Genomic DNA, 15,862 nt, shown 5'->3' with positions numbered 1-15,862 from the left:
GGATCAAGACAAGGCCGCGAATACGATGCCGCGATCCAGCAGCACCCTGACGCTTTCGGATGCAAAGCGGATGCTCGAGGCCGGCGAGGCCAAGGCCGCCGGCATCGGCATCGCCTACAACATTGCAGTGGTCGATGCCGGCGGCGCGCTGATCGCCTTCACCCGGCAGGACGGTGCCCTGATCGGCAGCATCGATCTCGCCATCGGCAAGGCGGTGACGGCGCGGATCTTCGACAAGCGCACGTCCGACCTGGCGGCATTGGCGCAGCCCGGCGCGCCGCTCTACGGGATCGAGCAGAGCAATCGCGGCAGGGTCGTGATCTTCGGCGGCGGCCTGCCGGTCCGGATCGACGGCAGCATCGTCGGCGCGGTCGGGGCGAGCGCCGGCACGGTCGAACAGGACATCGCCGTCGCGGAGGCGGCCGCGGCCGCGGTCAGCGCTGGTTGAACTCTCGAGAATAAGGAGAAGCACATGAAGGCGGCTCGCATACTTGAGTATCACAAACCGCTCGTCCTGGAGGACATCCCGGTTCCGGAGATCCAGGCGGACGAGGTGCTGGTCAAGGTCAAGGCCTGCGGGATGTGCCGATCCGATGTTCTTCTGGTCGATGGATTTTTCCAGGGCTATGGCGACATCCCGCCGCCGGTGATCCCGGGTCACGAGATCACCGGCATGCTGGAGAAAATCGGCGGCGTCGTGCCAAAGGCAGCAGGCCTGGAGGAAGGCGACCATGTGGTGGTCGCGCCCGGATGGGGCGACGGCGTCTGCCGCCATTGCCAGGTCGGCAACACCCACATCTGCCCCAATGTGCGCTGGCCCGGCTTCGGGCCCTATGGCGGGTTCGCGGAATACATCCCGGTTCCGGCACGCTATGTGATCAAGGTGGCGAAGCATCTGAAATTCGAGGAGCTCGCGCCGCTCACCGATGCCGGGCTGACGCCCTATCGCGGCCTTAAGAAGATCCGCAATGCCGGAGGGCTCGGGCCCGACCGGGTCGTCGGCGTGTTCGGCGTCGGCGGCCTCGGCGCCTATGCGGTCCAATATGCCAAGCTGCTCGGCGCCGGCGCGACCGTCGTCGCATTCGCCCGCAATCTCGACAAGCTTGCGATCGCGAAGAAATACGGCGCCGACCACATCATCAGCGTCAAGGGCAAGTCTGCCGACGATGTCGGCAAGGAGCTGAAGAAGGCCACCGGCCAGAACAAGCTCGACGCAATCATCGATTGCGTGGGCGCGCCGGAGATGGTGCAGCTGGGGTTTGCCCTGCTGGCGATCAGCGGCCACTACGCGGATGTCGGCTTCGTCGGCGATCGCATCGACGTCCCGCTGTTCCCGCGCGTGTCGGGAGAGCAGACCTTCCACGGGTCCTTCTGGGGCAACAACGCCGACCTGAGCGAGGTCATGGCGCTCGCCGCCGAAGGCAAGATCCAGCACACCATCAAGACCATCGGCTTCGAGCAGATCAACGAGTATCTCGACCTGCTCAGAGGCAACGACGTGGTCGGCCGAGCGGTGGTGACGTTCTGACGGCCTGAGCGCGCAGCGGGAACCAAAGGAGAAAGCCGTGACCCAACATGTCCTGTTCATCGTCACCAACGCAGCCGTGATCGGTCCGCACAGTCGCAAGACCGGCTTCTTTTTCGCCGAGGTCGCTCATCCTTTCGACGTGCTCGACAAGGCGGAAATCGCGGTGGAGTTCGCTTCGCCTGCCGGAGGATGGACGCCTTACGATGCCTATGATGAGAAAGACCCCGCCCAGAAGGCGTTTCTCGAGAGCAAGGCGTTTCGCCGGCTGAACCACAGCCGCAGGCTGTCCGAAGTGGACGCCGCCGACTACGACGCCATTCTGGTGCCGGGCGGCCTCGGGCCCATGGTCGACATTCAGCGCAATGCCGCCGTGCAGAGCGCCATCGTCCGTGCCTGGACCACGGGGAAGCTCGTCGCCGCGGTTTGTCACGGTCCGTGCGCGCTGCTCGGCGTGGATCTCGGTGACGGCACGCCCTTCGTGCGCGGCAAGCGGCTCACGTCGTTCTCCAAGAAGGAGGAATACGACTATGCCCGCGATGACGTCCCCTACGAGCTGGAGGATGCGTTGAGGGCAGAGGGTGCCGACTATTCGTCAGCATCCAACTGGCAACCTCACGTCATCGTCGATGGACGCCTCATCACCGGCCAGAACCCTGCCTCGGCGGGGCCGCTGGGGAAAGAGTTGCTCGCCGCCCTCAAAGGATGAACCAGCCGGATGCGGACTGAAGCTTCGGGCGTGCGATCAGAACCCGCACGCTCGAAGCCTGGCCGCTGAGAGGAGGCCCGCTTGCCCATTTCACCGGGAGCCGCGCGTGACACAGTCTCCGTCCAAGATCACCGCCATCCTGACCGCTCGCCCGGGAAGGAGCGCTGAGCTCAGAGCGCTGCTCGTCGGCATGGCATCGCAGTGCCGGGCCGAACCGGGCAATCTCCGCTGGGACGTCTGGCACGACTCATCGAACGAAGATCGCTATGTGCTGGATGAGCTGTACCGCGACGCTGCGGCCGTCGAAGCCCATCGAAACTCGCCGCACTATCAAGCCTACCTGGCCAAAATCCCCGAGCTGGCCGATCGGACGGCCGTGGTCTCGGAGGCGGTGGAGGTCGGATAGCTCGGAAGGCGCGGATCGCGGCAACCCTGCCGCTTGGAGAACGAGGACGAGCATGGTCGAGGTTGTGCAAGCGTTTGATCGCGAGCGCATCGCGGAGTTGCCGACGGATGATGCGTCGGCGCTTGAAGCCAAGCTGGCGACGGCGCGCGCCCGATTCCAGGATCGTGCCGCCTGGCTGCAGCCGCATGAGCGGATGGCCGTGCTCCACAAGCTCGCCGGCCTTGTCGAAACGCGGCGCGAGACCTTCGCCATGCTGATCGCGCGCGAAGGCGGGAAGCCCTATTCGGACGCGCTGGTCGAGACCGACCGGGCGATCGACGGCATCCGCAATGCAGCGGATCTGCTGCGCATGCGGGGCGGCGTCGAGATCCCGATGGGCCTCACCCGCGCAAGCGAGAACCGCCGCGCCTGGACCGTCAAGGAGCCGATCGGCGTGGTGGCGGCGATCTCCGCCTTCAACCATCCGCTCAACCTCATCGTGCATCAGGTCGCGCCCGCCATCGCCACCGGCTGCCCGGTCGTCGTCAAGCCGGCCATGGCGACGCCGCTCTGCTGTGTCGAGCTCGTGAGGCTGGTGCATGAGGCCGGGATGCCGGATGGCTGGGTGCAGACGCTGCTGCCCGAAAGCCGTGACCTTTCCGAAGCCTTCGCGACCGACTCCCGTGTCGCCTTCCTGAGCTTCATCGGTTCGGCGAAGGTTGGCTGGCGGCTGCGCTCGATCCTGGCGCCAGGAACGCGCTGCGCGCTGGAGCATGGCGGCGTCGCCCCCGTCATCGTCGACCGGAGCGCCGATCTCGATGCGATCATCGAGCCGATCGCCAAGGGCGGCTACTACCATGCCGGCCAGGTGTGCGTCTCGGTCCAGCGCATCTATGTGCATGCCGAGCTCAGGCAGGCCTTCATCGACCGCCTGGCCGCGCGGGTCCAGCAATTGCGCGTCGGCGATCCGACCCGCGCCGACACCGAGGTCGGCCCCTTGATCACACCCGGCGAAACGGAGCGGGTCGAAAGCTGGATCGATGAAGCGGTGACGAGGGGCGCGCAGCGGATCGGCGGCGGACGCCTCGGCAAGACGACGCTCAGGCCCGCGATCCTCGTCGATCCGCCGCGCGACGCCAGGGTCTCGACGCATGAGATTTTCGGGCCGGTCACCTGCGTCTATGGCTATGACGAGATCGACCAGGCGATCGCCGCCGCCAATTCCCTGCCCGTCGCTTTCCAGGCGAGCATCTTCACGCGCGACCTCGATGTCGCGCTGGACGCCGCCGAACGGCTCGATGCCTCGGCGGTGATGGTCAACGATCACAGCGCTTTCCGCACCGACTGGATGCCGTTCGCGGGTCGGCGCGAGTCCGGCTACGGCATCGGCGGCATTCCCCACACGGCGCATGAGATGACCGCGGAGAAGATGATCGTCTTCAAGCGATAGAGCCGGATCGGCGCGATCGGCACAGCCATCACGAAGGGAGGCAGGGATGCTGGACAAGGCCTATCGCGGTCAATGCGCCGCGGTGAAGGTGCATTGCACGAATGAAGCGGAGCGGCGCAAGCGCGGCCTCACGCTGTTCGCCCTGGCGCTCGGCAGCTTCTGCATCGGGACGTCGGAGTTCGCAAGCATGGGGATTCTCCAGCTGTTCTCGGCCAGCCTCGGCATCGATCTCCCCACGGCGACGAATGCGATTGCGGCCTATGCCTTCGGCGTGGTGATCGGGGCTCCGCTGGTGACGCTGGTGGCGGCGCGGCTGAACCGGCGGACGCTGCTGCTGTGCCTGATGGGACTGTTCATCCTCGGCAACGTCTTGTCGGCGGTCGCCACGGATCTCGGCATGTTCGCCCTGGCGCGCTTCATCAGCGGCATGCCGCAAGGGGCCTATTTCGGCGCCGGTGCCGTGGTGGCGTCGTATATCGTCGGTCCCGGCCATGCGGGAAAGGCGTTCGCGCTGGTCATGACCGGGCTCACGGTCGCGACGATCATCGGCTCGCCGCTGGCGACCTTCCTCGGCCAGACTCTCGGCTGGCGGAACACCTATTTCACCGTCGCCGCGCTGGCCGGCCTGGCCTTCCTGGCCTTGTGGAGCTGGGTGCCCCGGACGGAGGCGCTGCACGGCGGCCCCGTGGTGCAGGAGCTGGCCTCGCTGCGCCGGCCGGCCGTCTGGGCGATGATGCTCGTCGCGGCGCTCGGCGTCGCCAGCATCTTCGCCGTCTACACCTTCGTCGGCCCCTTCGTCACCGACGTGGCGACGCTCGATCAGGCCTGGATCCCGATCGCGCTGGCGCTGTTCGGCCTCGGCATGACCGCCGGCAACCTGATCGGCGGACGGCTTGCGGATGCCCATCCCGCGCGAGGACTGGTCGTGGGCTTCGGCAGCGCCCTGGTCGTCCTCGCGGTGCTGGCGGCCGGCGGCGGCAATGTGTGGGTCCTGATGCCGGCGCTGTTCGGCGTCGGCATGACCATGATGGTCGCCATCCCCACGATCCAGGTGCGCCTGACGGGCTTCGCCCCGGAAGCCCCCACGCTGATGGGCGCCATGAACCTCGCGGCGCTCAACGTCGCCAACGCCATCGGCGCTTGGGCGGGCAGCCTGACCATCGCGGCGGGCTACGGCCTGCTCTCCGCCGTATGGGCAGGCTTCGGGCTGACGCTTCTGGGTCTTCTCGTCTTCGCGCTGACCCAGCCGAAGGCGCCTCAGCTCGCGCCCGCATGACCTGCCATGGGATGCGGCATACACTGACGAATTGATGCCGGGCGATGTCACGCACCGGCGCGAGCATAGGCCGGGACGGAGATCACGCCATGGCGATCAGCGACGATCGGCGAGAGCAGACATATCCGACGCTTTCGACTCTCCAGATCGGCACGGCCCGGCGCTTCGCGAGCGGTGAGCCGCGCCGCTTCGACCCAGGTGATGTCCTCTATGAGATCGGCACCCGCAATGTTCCCGCCTGGCTGATCCTCGAAGGCTCGGCCGACGCGATTCAGCGCGGCGCGGCCGGCAGGTCGTCGGTGATCGCCACTTACTCGCCCGGACAGTTCAGCGGCGAGACCAGCCAGCTGTCGGGGCATGCGACCCTGGCGTCGGTGGTCGCCGGCGACCAGGGCGTGCTGGCGATTCCCTTCGATGCAGCACATCTTCGGGCACTCGTCATCGGGTCGGCAGATCTTGGCGAAGCGATCATGCGCGCCTTCATCCTCCGCCGCGTATCGCTGATCGAGGAAGGGCGGATCGGCGGCGCAGGGTCGGTCCTGGTCGGACGCCGGGAGGCGCCGGACATCATCAGGCTGTCCGGATTCCTGACCCGCAACGGCTATCCCCACGCCATCGTCGCCGCCTGCGAGACCGAGGGGCGCGAGCTGGTCGAACGGCTCGGCATCGCGACTGAAGATCTGCCGTTGATGATCTGTCCGAACGGCACATTGCTCCGAAATCCGAGCGATGCGGATGCTGCGTCCTGTCTCGGCATCATGCCGGATCTCGATCCGGAGAGCGTCTATGACGTGGCAGTGGTCGGGGCGGGGCCGGCCGGGCTGGCCACCGCCGTCTATGGGGCGTCCGAGGGACTGTCTGTCCTGGTTCTCGATTCACGCGCCTTCGGCGGCCAGGCGGGCGCGTCCGCCCGGATCGAAAATTATCTCGGCTTCCCGACCGGCATCTCGGGACAGGCCCTTGCGGGCCGTGCCTTCAATCAGGCGACGAAGTTCGGTGCCGAGCTCGCAATCCCGCTGACCGTCGGAAAGCTGTGCTGTCATGGAGCGGATGCGGACGCTCCATTCTCCCTCGAGCTCAGCAACGGATGCATTGCGCGGGCGCGGTCCATCGTGATCGCGTCGGGAGCGCGCTACCGCCGACCCGATGTTCCCAATGTCGACGCGCTGGAAGGGGCCGGCGTCTCCTACTGGGCGTCGCCGATCGAGGCGCGTCTCTGTGCGGGAGAGGACGTCACCCTGGTCGGTGGCGGCAACTCGGCCGGCCAGGCGGTCGCCTACCTCGCCCCGCAGGTCAGGCACCTGCATCTCGTGGTCCGGCGACCGCTCGAGCAGACCATGTCCCGGTATCTGATCGACCGGATCGCGGCGCTGCCCAATGTCGAGCTGCATGTGGGCAGCGAGATCGTCGCCCTGCATGGCGATCGGGAGACGGGCCTGACCGGCGCCACGTTCCGCGACGCCCGGACCGGCGAGACCGAGGAGTGCGCGTCGCGCCACCTCTTCCTGTTCATCGGCGCCGATCCCAACACGGGCTGGCTCGACGGCTGTGTCGCGATCGACGGAAAGGGCTTTGTGCTCACGGGGGACCGCAGCGGCGAAGGCGATCGACTGCCGCTGGAAACGAGTTGCCCCGGCATCTTTGCCGTCGGCGACGTCCGTGCCGGATCGACCAAGCGGGTCGCCGCCGCCGTCGGTGAGGGGGCCGCCGTCATCGCGCAGATCCATTCCTTCCTGGCGCGAAACGTCGGACGCGCGCTGGGTATGGGGCATTAATCCGCCATTGCCGGAGTTCGGTTTCGGGGCGCTGGAGCGAGGCAGAATGTCCGGTCCGGACGGATCGGGCCCGCGACGACGGCGCTTTGGCGCGACCCGCTTCGACCATCATTTATGCAAAATAAAACCGAAATATCCGAGAAATATTCCAGTAGTTGATGAACGATGAATCCCATTTTTCTGCATAAATTCTTATTTTCATCCGAAATGCGTGTTAGCTTCGGCAGCAGAGGCTCGAAGCCGTCCAGAGAACGGTAGCGTCTGGGACTGCTCATTCCCTGGAGGAGATGGAAATGGCTTCGACAGATTCCTTGGATGGACTTCTTGACGGCGGCGGCTTACTGGGAGGGCTGCTGGGTGGTCTTCTCGGCGAGGACGGCCTGGTAGGAGGGCTGCTGGGCGGTCTTCTGGGCGAGGACGGTCTGCTGGGCGGCGTCGTGGGTGGCGTCGGCGGCTTGGTGGGCGGTGTTGTCGGGGGTGTCGGCGGACTGCTCGACGGCCTGCTCGGTGGTCTGCTCGGCGGCGGCCTCGACGGCCTGCTCGGCAATTTCCTCGGTGAGCTCGGCGATGCCGGCGGGCTGCTGGGCGAGCTGCTCACCCCCGAGCTGATCGGCGGCGTGGTGTCCGGCCTGCTCGGCAATCTCGGCGGCCTGCTGGGCGGTGCGATCGACGGCGTGCCGGTGGGCGACCTGCTCGACGGGCTGTTCGGCGAGGGCGGCCTGCTCAGCCCCGACGGGCTGCTTGGCGGCCTGCTGGGCGAGGACGGGCTGGTGACCCAGTTGGTCGGGGTTCTGAACAATGGCGGCGACCTGATTGGCTCGCTGCTCGCTCCCGACGGCCTGATCGGCAGCGTGGCCGATACGATCGGCGGCCTCGCCGACGGGCTGGTGGGCGATGCTGGCGGTCTGATCACCAGTCTGGTCGGCGGCATGCTGGGGGATGTCGGCGGGCTGTTCGACGACCTGACCGTCACCGGCATCATCGGCAATCTGCTCGATCCGGACGGCCTGATCGGCGGTGTCCTGGCGGATCTCGGCGTCGGCACCGACATCGGCGGGGCCATCGGCGGGATCTTCGATCAGCTGCCGGGGCTGGACGTGCTCGACAGCCTGCTGACCGACGGCATCCTCGGCGGCCTGCTCGGCAACGTGCTGGGGCCGGACGGCGGCGGCCTCACCGACCTCCTGCTCGGCGCCCTCGGCGCCCTGTCGCCGGATGTGCTGATGGCCAACATCGTCGATAGCGGCGGTGTGTCCGGCCTGCTCGAGAGCGTGCTCGGCGGTGGCGTCGACGTGCTCGACACGCTCCTGACCGACGTGCTCGGCGGGGCGTTGAGCGGCAGCCTGCTGCAGGGCGACGGCGGCCTGATCGGCAATTTCTTCAGCGAGTTCGGCATCCTCGGCGGCGACCAGGTCGGCCTGCGCGGCGCGCTCGGCGACGGACTGATCGGGGATGTGTTCAACACGCTCCTGGATGTCGGCGTGCTGGTCGTCGGCAGCGGGGTGATCAACGTCGCCGGCCCGCTCGCCATCGCCGGCACCGTGGCCGACCTCCTGGCCGGCGACGAGGGCCTGCTGCATGGCGGGGTGCCCGAGGCGGCGCTCGCCCAGGTCTTCGGCGAGGACGGCGTGCTCGGCGCCGCGCTGGAAAGCCTGGTCGGCGGCGTCAACGGCCGCGATGGCCTGCAGGCCGTGCTCGACATGTCCGTGACCAACATCTCCGACGTGGTCCAGGACCTGAAGGAGGTGATCGCCGAGTTCCAGGACATCGGCATCGCCGTGCCGCAGCTCAATGCCCTGATCTCGCTGGCCGGGACGCTCGAGGAGGTGGCGGAGACGTCGGCGCAGGTGTTCACCGATCTGCAGGGCGCGATCCGCGACGTCAACGATATCCGGGTCGGCACCTCGGGTGAGGACACGATGAACGGCTGGCTCGGCGACGACCAACTCGACGGCGGCGGCGGCAAGGACCAGCTCTCCGGCGGCACCGGCGACGACCTCCTCAAGGGCGGCGCCGCCGGCGACAACCTCAAGGGCGGGATCGGCGACGACATCCTGGTCGGCGGCGCCGGCACCGACGAGATGACCGGCGGCGGCGGCGCCGACACGTTCCGCTTCGCCGCCGCGTCGGAATCGGCGGCGGGTGCGGGCCGGGACTTCGTCACCGACTTCATCCATGTCGAGGGCGACAAGATCGACCTCTCTGCGATCGACGCGAACACCAGGCTGGGGGCCTTCGGCAACCAGGCCTTCACCTTCATCGGCGCCCAGGCCTTCCACAATGTCGCGGGCGAGCTGCGATTCGCCGGCAGCATCCTGGCCGGCGATACCAATGGCGACGGCAGGGCGGATTTCGAGATCTTCGTCCGCACCCACGGCGCCCTGGTGGCGGACGACTTCGTGCTCTGACCGGCCTTCCGGTCCGGCCGGCCGCGCGGTGTTCATCACCGCGCGGCCTTTTCATGAGCGGTGCGGATCCGGATCGTGCCGGTTGACGGCCGCGTCCCGGCCGCCTATCTCAATCCTCATGAGAACACCACGGACGAACCTGTTGGCGGCGCGTCGAACGCCGCTTCAAGCCCGGGGCTGCTGATCTCGGGGGCGGTGCCCCCGCAGGCCGCAGCCGCCCCGTCGTCCGTTCTCGCCTTCGCCGCATCCGGCGACCTGTCTCCCAGCCTCACCAGAATTCGCGCCCCGGCCGTCATGATGCGCCGGGCCGCACCCGAACCCTCCGGGCACGATCCCGGAGCGGTCGTCCAGAAGAAAGGAAACTCGGCATGTCCCGCAGCAGCCTGCCCAAGCGTCCGGAGATCCACGTCACCGCCGGCGACTATGATCGCCTGGCGGCGCTGGCCGACGCCGCGGCGGATGCCTTCCCGGCGATCGCCGACTTCCTGGCCGAAGAGCTCGACCGCGCCCAGATCATCGACGCGACCGCGGCCAAGGGCGTGGTCCAGATGCACTCGACCGTGGCCTATCGCGACGACGCGACCGGCGAGGAGCACACAGTCACGTTGGTCTATCCGGAGGAGGCCGACATCGCGGCCGGCCGGCTGTCGGTGCTGACCCCGGTCGGCGCCGCGCTGATCGGCCTGCGCAAGGGCCAGACCATCACCTGGATCACCCCCTCCGGCAAGCCGCGCAACCTGACCGTGGTCCGGGTCGAGCCGGCCGTCCGCCGCAGCTAGCTCCGCAGCCCCGCCACCAGCCCGGCCAGATCGTCCATATGCGGGCAGATCAGCCGGGCGCCGGCGGCGCGCAGCCGGTCGGCATGGCCGTCGCGGATGTGGCGCCCGCCGAGGAAGCCGATCACGGTCATGCCGGCGGCGACGCCCGCGGTGGTGCCGGGGACGCTGTCCTCGATCACCAGGCAGCGCCCGGGGTCGGCGCCGAGCTGCGCGGCGGCGTGGAGATACAGGTCCGGCGCCGGCTTCGGCCGCGCCACCGCTTCCGGCGTATAGACATGCGCGCCGAACAGCCCGGTCAGGCCGGCGATCTCGAGCGAGCGGCGGACCCGGGCGGCATGGCTGTTCGAGGCCACCGCCATCGGCAGGCTTAAGGCCGCCAGCGCCGCCTGCACGCCGGGGATGGCGTCGAGGCTGAGCGCCAGCGCATCGTCGATCACCTGCGCCATGCGCGGGCCGATATCCTCCGGGAACACCGTGCCGAAGCGCGCCGCCACCTGGCGCACGATGTGCAGGTCCGGCGTGCCGACCAGCTGCTCCACCAGCTCCTCGACCGGCGCCTGCGGTTCGTAATGCGCGATCAGCCCGGCCACCGCCCGGCAGGCGATGAACTCGCTGTCGACCAGCACCCCGTCGCAATCGAAGATCACCGCCGCGATGCCGCCGGCCGAGGGGGCGGGCGCGGCATTCCGCACGGGGTCGACGGTGTCCATCACATCCTTCTCCATCCGGTTCCGCCGGTTGCGCCGGCGGGGCGAGTCACCATAACGTACGACAAAGCAAAGACGCCGCGCGACAGCAGCGCGGCGACGGGGGAGGTACGGACGTTGCGGGAGCCGATCAAGCACGCCTTCATCTGGCCGGCTTTTCTGGTCGTGCTGCTGGTCGGCATCTTTCCCCTCATCTACTCGCTGACGATCAGCTTCCAGAGCATGCGGCTGGTGCCGCCGCTGCCGCCGCGCTTCGTCGGGCTCGACAACTACGCCTCGCTGCTCGCCAACCCGCGCTTCTGGGCCACCGTGCAGACCACCGCGACTGTCGTCTTCATCTCGGTCTCGGTGCAGTACGTGCTCGGCTTCGCCGTCGCGCTGGCGCTGCATAGCAAGATTCCGGGCGAACGTCTGTTCCGCGTCGGCTTCCTGCTGCCGATGCTGATGGCGCCGATCGCCGTGTCCCTGGTCGGGCGCATGCTGTTCCATTCGACCGTCGGCCCGATCAACGACCTGTTCACCTGGTTCGGCCTGCCGAACCTGCCGTTCCTGACCGACGCGACCTGGGCGCTGGGCACCATCATCGCGGTCGAGGTCTGGCAGTGGACGCCCTTCGTCATCCTGATGATGCTGGCCGGGCTGCAGAGCCTGCCGCAGGACGTCTACGAGGCGGCGCAGCTGGAGAACGCCAGCGCCTGGCAGCAATTCTGGGGCATCACCTTCCCGATGCTGCTGCCGATCTCGGCCGCGGTCGTGTTCATCCGCATCATCGAGGGCTTCAAGATCATCGACACGGTCTTCGTCCTGACCGGCGGAGGCCCGGGCGTGTCGACCGAGACCCTGACCCTGTTCGCCTATCAGGAGGGGTTCAAGAAGTTCAACCTGGGCTACACCTCGGCGCTGAGCTTCCTGTTCCTGATCGTGATCGTGGTCTTCGGCACGATCTATCTGGCGATCCTCAAGCCGCATCTGGAGAAGCAGCGATGAGGGATCTCCAGCGCGGCGGCATGAAGCGCGGCCTGGTCTTCCTGCTGTGCCTGGGCTGGTTCGTGGTGACGCTGTTCCCGATCTACTGGACGCTGATCACCTCGTTCAAGCCGCCGGTCGCGGTCAGCGGCGGGCCGACCTATCTGCCCTGGATCGACTTCGAGCCGACGCTGCAGGCCTGGATCGACGCGTTGACGGGCGTCCGCGGCAACTTCATCACGCCCTTCGTCAACTCCACCCTGATCGGCCTGGCGGCGACGGCGCTGTCGGTGGCGCTGGGCTCGATGGCGGCCTATGCGCTGGTGCGCTTCCCGTTCCAGGTCCGGCTGCTGGCCGGGGTGGCCTTCGCCGTGGTCGCGATCGGCGGCTTCCTGCTGCTGGCGAGCGTCCTGGGGCTGAGGCGCGTGCCGGCGCTGGGCGGCGCACTGGTGGCGGCGCTGGCAGTGTCGATCCTGCTCAACCGTCTGCGCCTGCCGGGCCCGGTGCTGGGCAATGACGACGTCGTGTTCTGGTTCGTCAGCCAGCGCATGTTCCCGCCGATCGTCACCGCCTTCGCCCTCTACCTGCTGTATTCCGAGATCGGCAAGGCCGGGCTGCCCCTGCTCGACAGCTTCTGGGGCATGACGCTGTGCTACACGGCGTTCTCGCTGCCGATCGTGGTCTGGCTGATGCGCGACTTCTTCCAGGCGCTGCCGGTCGAGATCGAGGAGGCGGCGCTGGTCGACGACGTGCCGCGCTTCCGCATCTTCCTCGAGATCGTGCTGCCGATGGCGCGGCCCGGGCTGATCGCCACCTCGATGATCACGCTCAGCTTCGTCTGGAACGAGTTCCTGTTCTCGCTGCTGCTGACCGCCGGCAGCTGGCAGACGCTGCCGATCATGCTGTCGGGGCAGAACTCCTACCGCGGCGACGAATGGTGGGCGATCTCGGTCGCGGCCATGATCTCGATCGGGCCGATGATGGTGATGGCGATTCTCCTGGCCAGGCTGATGCGATCAGGCCTGCTGCTGGGCAGCATCCGATGATCGCGACACAGGGAGGAACAACAATGAAGACCATGCTTCTCGCCGCCGCAGGCGCGCTCGCGCTCACCGCGGCGCTGCAAGGCCCCGCCGCCGCGGCCTGCGACCCGGACTATTCCGGCGTGACCCTGACCGCGGGGTCGCAGACCGGGCCGTTCATCGCTCTGGCACTGCAGATGGCGGCCAAGACCTGGGAGCAGAAGACCTGCGGCAAGGTCAATGTCGTCGAATTCCCGTTCGGCGAGCTGTACCCGAAATACCTGACCGCGATGACGGCGGGCGAATCCACCTTCGACGTCATCACCTTCGCCCCGGCCTGGATGCCGGACTTCTCGCCCTATCTGTCGGAGATGCCGGACTCGGTGCGCCAGGGCAAGGATTGGGAGGACATCGCCCCGGTCTATCGCGACCGGCTGATGGTGTGGGACGGCAAGCACCTGTCGCAGACCATCGACGGCGACCTCCACACCCTGTCCTACCGCAAGGATCTGTTCGACGACCCGAAGGAGAAGACGGCGTTCAAGGCCAAGTACGGCTACGACCTGGCCCCGCCGAAGACCTGGAAGGAATATTACGACATCGCCGAGTTCTTCACCCGGCCCGACCAGAAGCTGTGGGGCACGGCGGAGGCGTTCCGCCGCGGCGGCCAGCAGTTCTGGTTCTTCTTCACCCATGCCGCCAGCTACACCAACGACCCGCAGAACCCGGGCAGCATGTTCTTCGACCCGGAGACCATGGACGCCCAGGTCAACAACCCCGGCTGGGCCAAGGCGCTGGAGGACTACATCAAGTCGGTGAAGTTCTCGCCGCCCGGCGCGCTGAACTTCTCCTCCGGCGACATCCGCACCGCCTTCTCCGGCGGTCAGGTGGCGATGAATTTCGACTGGGGTGACACCGGCGTGATCGCCTCCGACAAGGACCAGAGCAAGGTCGCCGGCCATGTCGGCTCGGCCCTGACCCCGGGGTCGACCGAGATCTGGAACCACAAGACCAAGGCCTGGGAGAAGTTCGACCAGCCGGTGTTCTCGCCCTTCATGGCCTTCGGCGGCTGGCAGGCGGCGGTGCCCTCGGCCGGCAAGAATGTCGAGGCCGCCTGGAACTACGTCGAATGGGTCTCGAACCCGGAAAACAGCGGCATCGCCACGGTGACCGGCGGCTCCGGCGTCAACCCCTACCGCCTCAGCCATTTCGCGCCCGACCGCTGGCTCGCGAAGATGACCAAGGAGGAGGCGGACGAGTACCTGGCGGCACAGCGCGGCAGCCTCGAGGCCAAGAACGTGGCCCTCGACATGCGCATCCCCGGCTATTTCTCCTACACCGAGGTGCTGGAGATCGAGCTGTCCAAGGCGCTGGCGGGCGAGACCTCGCCGCAGCAGGCGCTCGATACGATCGCTCAGGAGTGGAACAAGCTGACCGACGAGTTCGGCCGCGACACCCAGCTCGCCGCCTATCGCGCCTCGATGGGCCTGCCGCCCCTGAAGAAGTAGACCGGACCCGCCCCGCCGCGCATAGCGGCGGGGCGGCGCCCGCCGAAGCTCAGAGACCCAAGGACATCATGGCCCGCGTCAGACTCGAAGCCGTCACCAAGAGCTATGGCGACGTGCCCGTCATCCCGTCGCTCGACCTCGAGATCGCGGACCGCGAATTCGTCGTGCTGGTCGGCCCCTCGGGCTGCGGCAAGACCACGACCCTGCGCATGATCGCAGGGCTGGAGGCGGCGAGCGGCGGCACCATCCGGATCGGCGACCGCGACGTCACCCAGCTGCGCCCGGGACTGCGCAACTGCGCCATGGTGTTCCAGAACTACGCCCTCTATCCGCACATGACGGTGCGCGAGAACATCGGCTACGGCATGAAGGTGCGCGGCGAGCCGAAGGCGGCGATCGACGGCAAGATCAAGGATGCGGCGCGCATTCTCGGCCTCGATCCCTATCTCGACCGCCGGCCGAAGCAGCTGTCGGGCGGCCAGCGCCAGCGCGTCGCCATCGGCCGCGCCATCGTCCGCGACCCGGACGTGTTCCTGTTCGACGAGCCGCTGTCCAACCTCGACGCCAAGCTGCGGATCGAGATGCGAGCCGAGATCAAGGCGCTGCACCGGCGCCTGAAGACCACCATCGTCTACGTCACCCACGATCAGGTCGAGGCGATGACCATGGCCGACCGGGTGGTGGTGATGAATCAGGGCCGGATCGAGCAGGCGGCCGAGCCGCTGACCCTCTATGAGCGCCCGGCCAACCTGTTCGTCGCCGCTTTCATCGGCGCGCCGAGCATGAATTTCCTACCCGCGATCCTGGTCGGCGATGGCCTGCGGCTGGCGGACGGCACCATCCTGCCGGTGCCCACCGCCAAGCGCGCGGCGCTAGCCGGGCGCGACGGCTTGGCCGTCACCATCGGCCTGCGGCCGGAGCATGTGGCGGGCGGCGCCGCCGGCCCGGTGACGCTGCCGATCCTGCCGCGGGTGATCGAGCCGCTCGGTGCCCACACCCTGATCCTGGGCGAGGTGGCGGGCGCCAGGTTCACCGCCCAGGTCGACGCCCATTTCCCGGCCCAGCCGGACGAGCCGACGACGATCAGCCTCGACCCCGAGCGGCTGCACCTGTTCGAGACGGAGAATGGAAGGGCAGTGTGATGGCGCCTGATCGGACAGAGAAAACCATCAGCGAACCGCTGAAGGAGAAAGTCGAGAAGGCTTTCGCCGATCCGCGCGCCAGCGTGCCGGCCCGCGACGTCTTCCGCCGATTGCGGGCTTACCATGCCGCGCAGTCCGCGGCGGATGCCGAGTGACACTTCATTGCCCGTCGTCATCCCGTGCGCGCTGCGGCGCGCAGTGCCGCTGTGC

Annotated in this window: 15 protein-coding genes; 14 read left to right on the top strand and 1 reads right to left on the bottom strand. The window is 67.8% G+C overall.

The window, feature by feature from the left end:
* The first annotated feature begins 25 nt into the window (after positions 1-25).
* The 9 genes from FFK22_RS20810 to rnk all read left to right on the top strand — a co-directional run bounded on the left by FFK22_RS20810 (position 26) and on the right by rnk (position 10,307).
* On the top strand, positions 26-448 hold the full coding sequence (locus FFK22_RS20810; protein WP_138888613.1) for a heme-binding protein: 423 nt from the start codon (positions 26-28) through the stop codon (positions 446-448).
* Positions 449-472: 24 nt separating this feature from the next.
* Positions 473-1,528 (top strand): NAD(P)-dependent alcohol dehydrogenase, encoded by a 1,056-nt coding sequence (locus FFK22_RS20805; protein WP_138888612.1) that lies wholly within the window; start codon positions 473-475, stop codon positions 1,526-1,528.
* Positions 1,529-1,565: 37 nt separating this feature from the next.
* Complete coding sequence (locus tag FFK22_RS20800; RefSeq protein ID WP_138888611.1) at positions 1,566-2,234, top strand: type 1 glutamine amidotransferase domain-containing protein; 669 nt, start codon at positions 1,566-1,568, stop codon at positions 2,232-2,234.
* On the top strand, positions 2,155-2,640 hold the full coding sequence (locus tag FFK22_RS44810; RefSeq protein WP_373683757.1) for a putative quinol monooxygenase: 486 nt from the start codon (positions 2,155-2,157) through the stop codon (positions 2,638-2,640). The genes FFK22_RS20800 and FFK22_RS44810 overlap by 80 nt, the downstream gene beginning before the upstream one ends.
* Before the next feature lie 52 nt (positions 2,641-2,692).
* Positions 2,693-4,069: an aldehyde dehydrogenase family protein gene (locus FFK22_RS20790; protein ID WP_138888609.1), complete on the top strand. Its 1,377-nt coding sequence runs from the start codon at positions 2,693-2,695 to the stop codon at positions 4,067-4,069.
* Between the two features lie 46 nt (positions 4,070-4,115).
* On the top strand, positions 4,116-5,345 hold the full coding sequence (locus FFK22_RS20785) for an MFS transporter (RefSeq protein WP_138888608.1): 1,230 nt from the start codon (positions 4,116-4,118) through the stop codon (positions 5,343-5,345).
* Positions 5,346-5,434: 89 nt separating this feature from the next.
* Positions 5,435-7,120 (top strand): FAD-dependent oxidoreductase, encoded by a 1,686-nt coding sequence (locus FFK22_RS20780; RefSeq protein ID WP_138888607.1) that lies wholly within the window; start codon positions 5,435-5,437, stop codon positions 7,118-7,120.
* 293 nt (positions 7,121-7,413) lie between these two features.
* Entirely contained in the window at positions 7,414-9,528 is a 2,115-nt protein-coding gene (locus FFK22_RS20775; protein WP_138888606.1) for a calcium-binding protein, read from the top strand.
* A gap of 368 nt (positions 9,529-9,896) precedes the next feature.
* A complete protein-coding gene (rnk, locus tag FFK22_RS20770; protein ID WP_138888605.1) occupies positions 9,897-10,307 on the top strand; it encodes a nucleoside diphosphate kinase regulator in 411 nt (136 codons plus the stop codon).
* Here the strand turns inward: rnk and FFK22_RS20765 are convergent.
* Positions 10,304-11,017, bottom strand: a complete 714-nt coding sequence (locus FFK22_RS20765) for an HAD family phosphatase (RefSeq protein WP_221938739.1) — start codon at positions 11,015-11,017, stop codon at positions 10,304-10,306. The two genes, rnk and FFK22_RS20765, sit on opposite strands and share 4 nt — an antisense overlap.
* Positions 11,018-11,131: 114 nt before the next feature.
* Between FFK22_RS20765 and FFK22_RS20760 the strand changes: the two genes are divergently transcribed.
* From FFK22_RS20760 to FFK22_RS43095, 5 genes are all read left to right on the top strand, one after another.
* On the top strand, positions 11,132-12,001 hold the full coding sequence (locus FFK22_RS20760) for a carbohydrate ABC transporter permease (RefSeq protein ID WP_221938738.1): 870 nt from the start codon (positions 11,132-11,134) through the stop codon (positions 11,999-12,001).
* A complete protein-coding gene (locus FFK22_RS20755) occupies positions 11,998-13,026 on the top strand; it encodes a carbohydrate ABC transporter permease (RefSeq protein WP_138888602.1) in 1,029 nt (342 codons plus the stop codon). Before FFK22_RS20760 ends, FFK22_RS20755 begins: the two co-directional genes overlap by 4 nt.
* Before the next feature lie 23 nt (positions 13,027-13,049).
* The gene (locus tag FFK22_RS20750; protein WP_138888601.1) at positions 13,050-14,510 is read left to right on the top strand and encodes an extracellular solute-binding protein; all 1,461 of its coding nucleotides are present in this window, start codon (positions 13,050-13,052) and stop codon (positions 14,508-14,510) included.
* A gap of 68 nt (positions 14,511-14,578) precedes the next feature.
* Positions 14,579-15,652, top strand: a complete 1,074-nt coding sequence (locus tag FFK22_RS20745; protein ID WP_138888600.1) for an ABC transporter ATP-binding protein — start codon at positions 14,579-14,581, stop codon at positions 15,650-15,652.
* On the top strand, positions 15,652-15,807 hold the full coding sequence (locus FFK22_RS43095; RefSeq protein WP_186002562.1) for a hypothetical protein: 156 nt from the start codon (positions 15,652-15,654) through the stop codon (positions 15,805-15,807). The genes FFK22_RS20745 and FFK22_RS43095 overlap by 1 nt, the downstream gene beginning before the upstream one ends.
* Positions 15,808-15,862: the final 55 nt, after the last annotated feature.

The organism is Mycobacterium sp. KBS0706 (genome assembly GCF_005938675.2).
GTDB lineage: Bacteria > Pseudomonadota > Alphaproteobacteria > DSM-16000 > Inquilinaceae > Inquilinus.
This window is presented reverse-complemented; position numbering and strand designations above follow the sequence as displayed.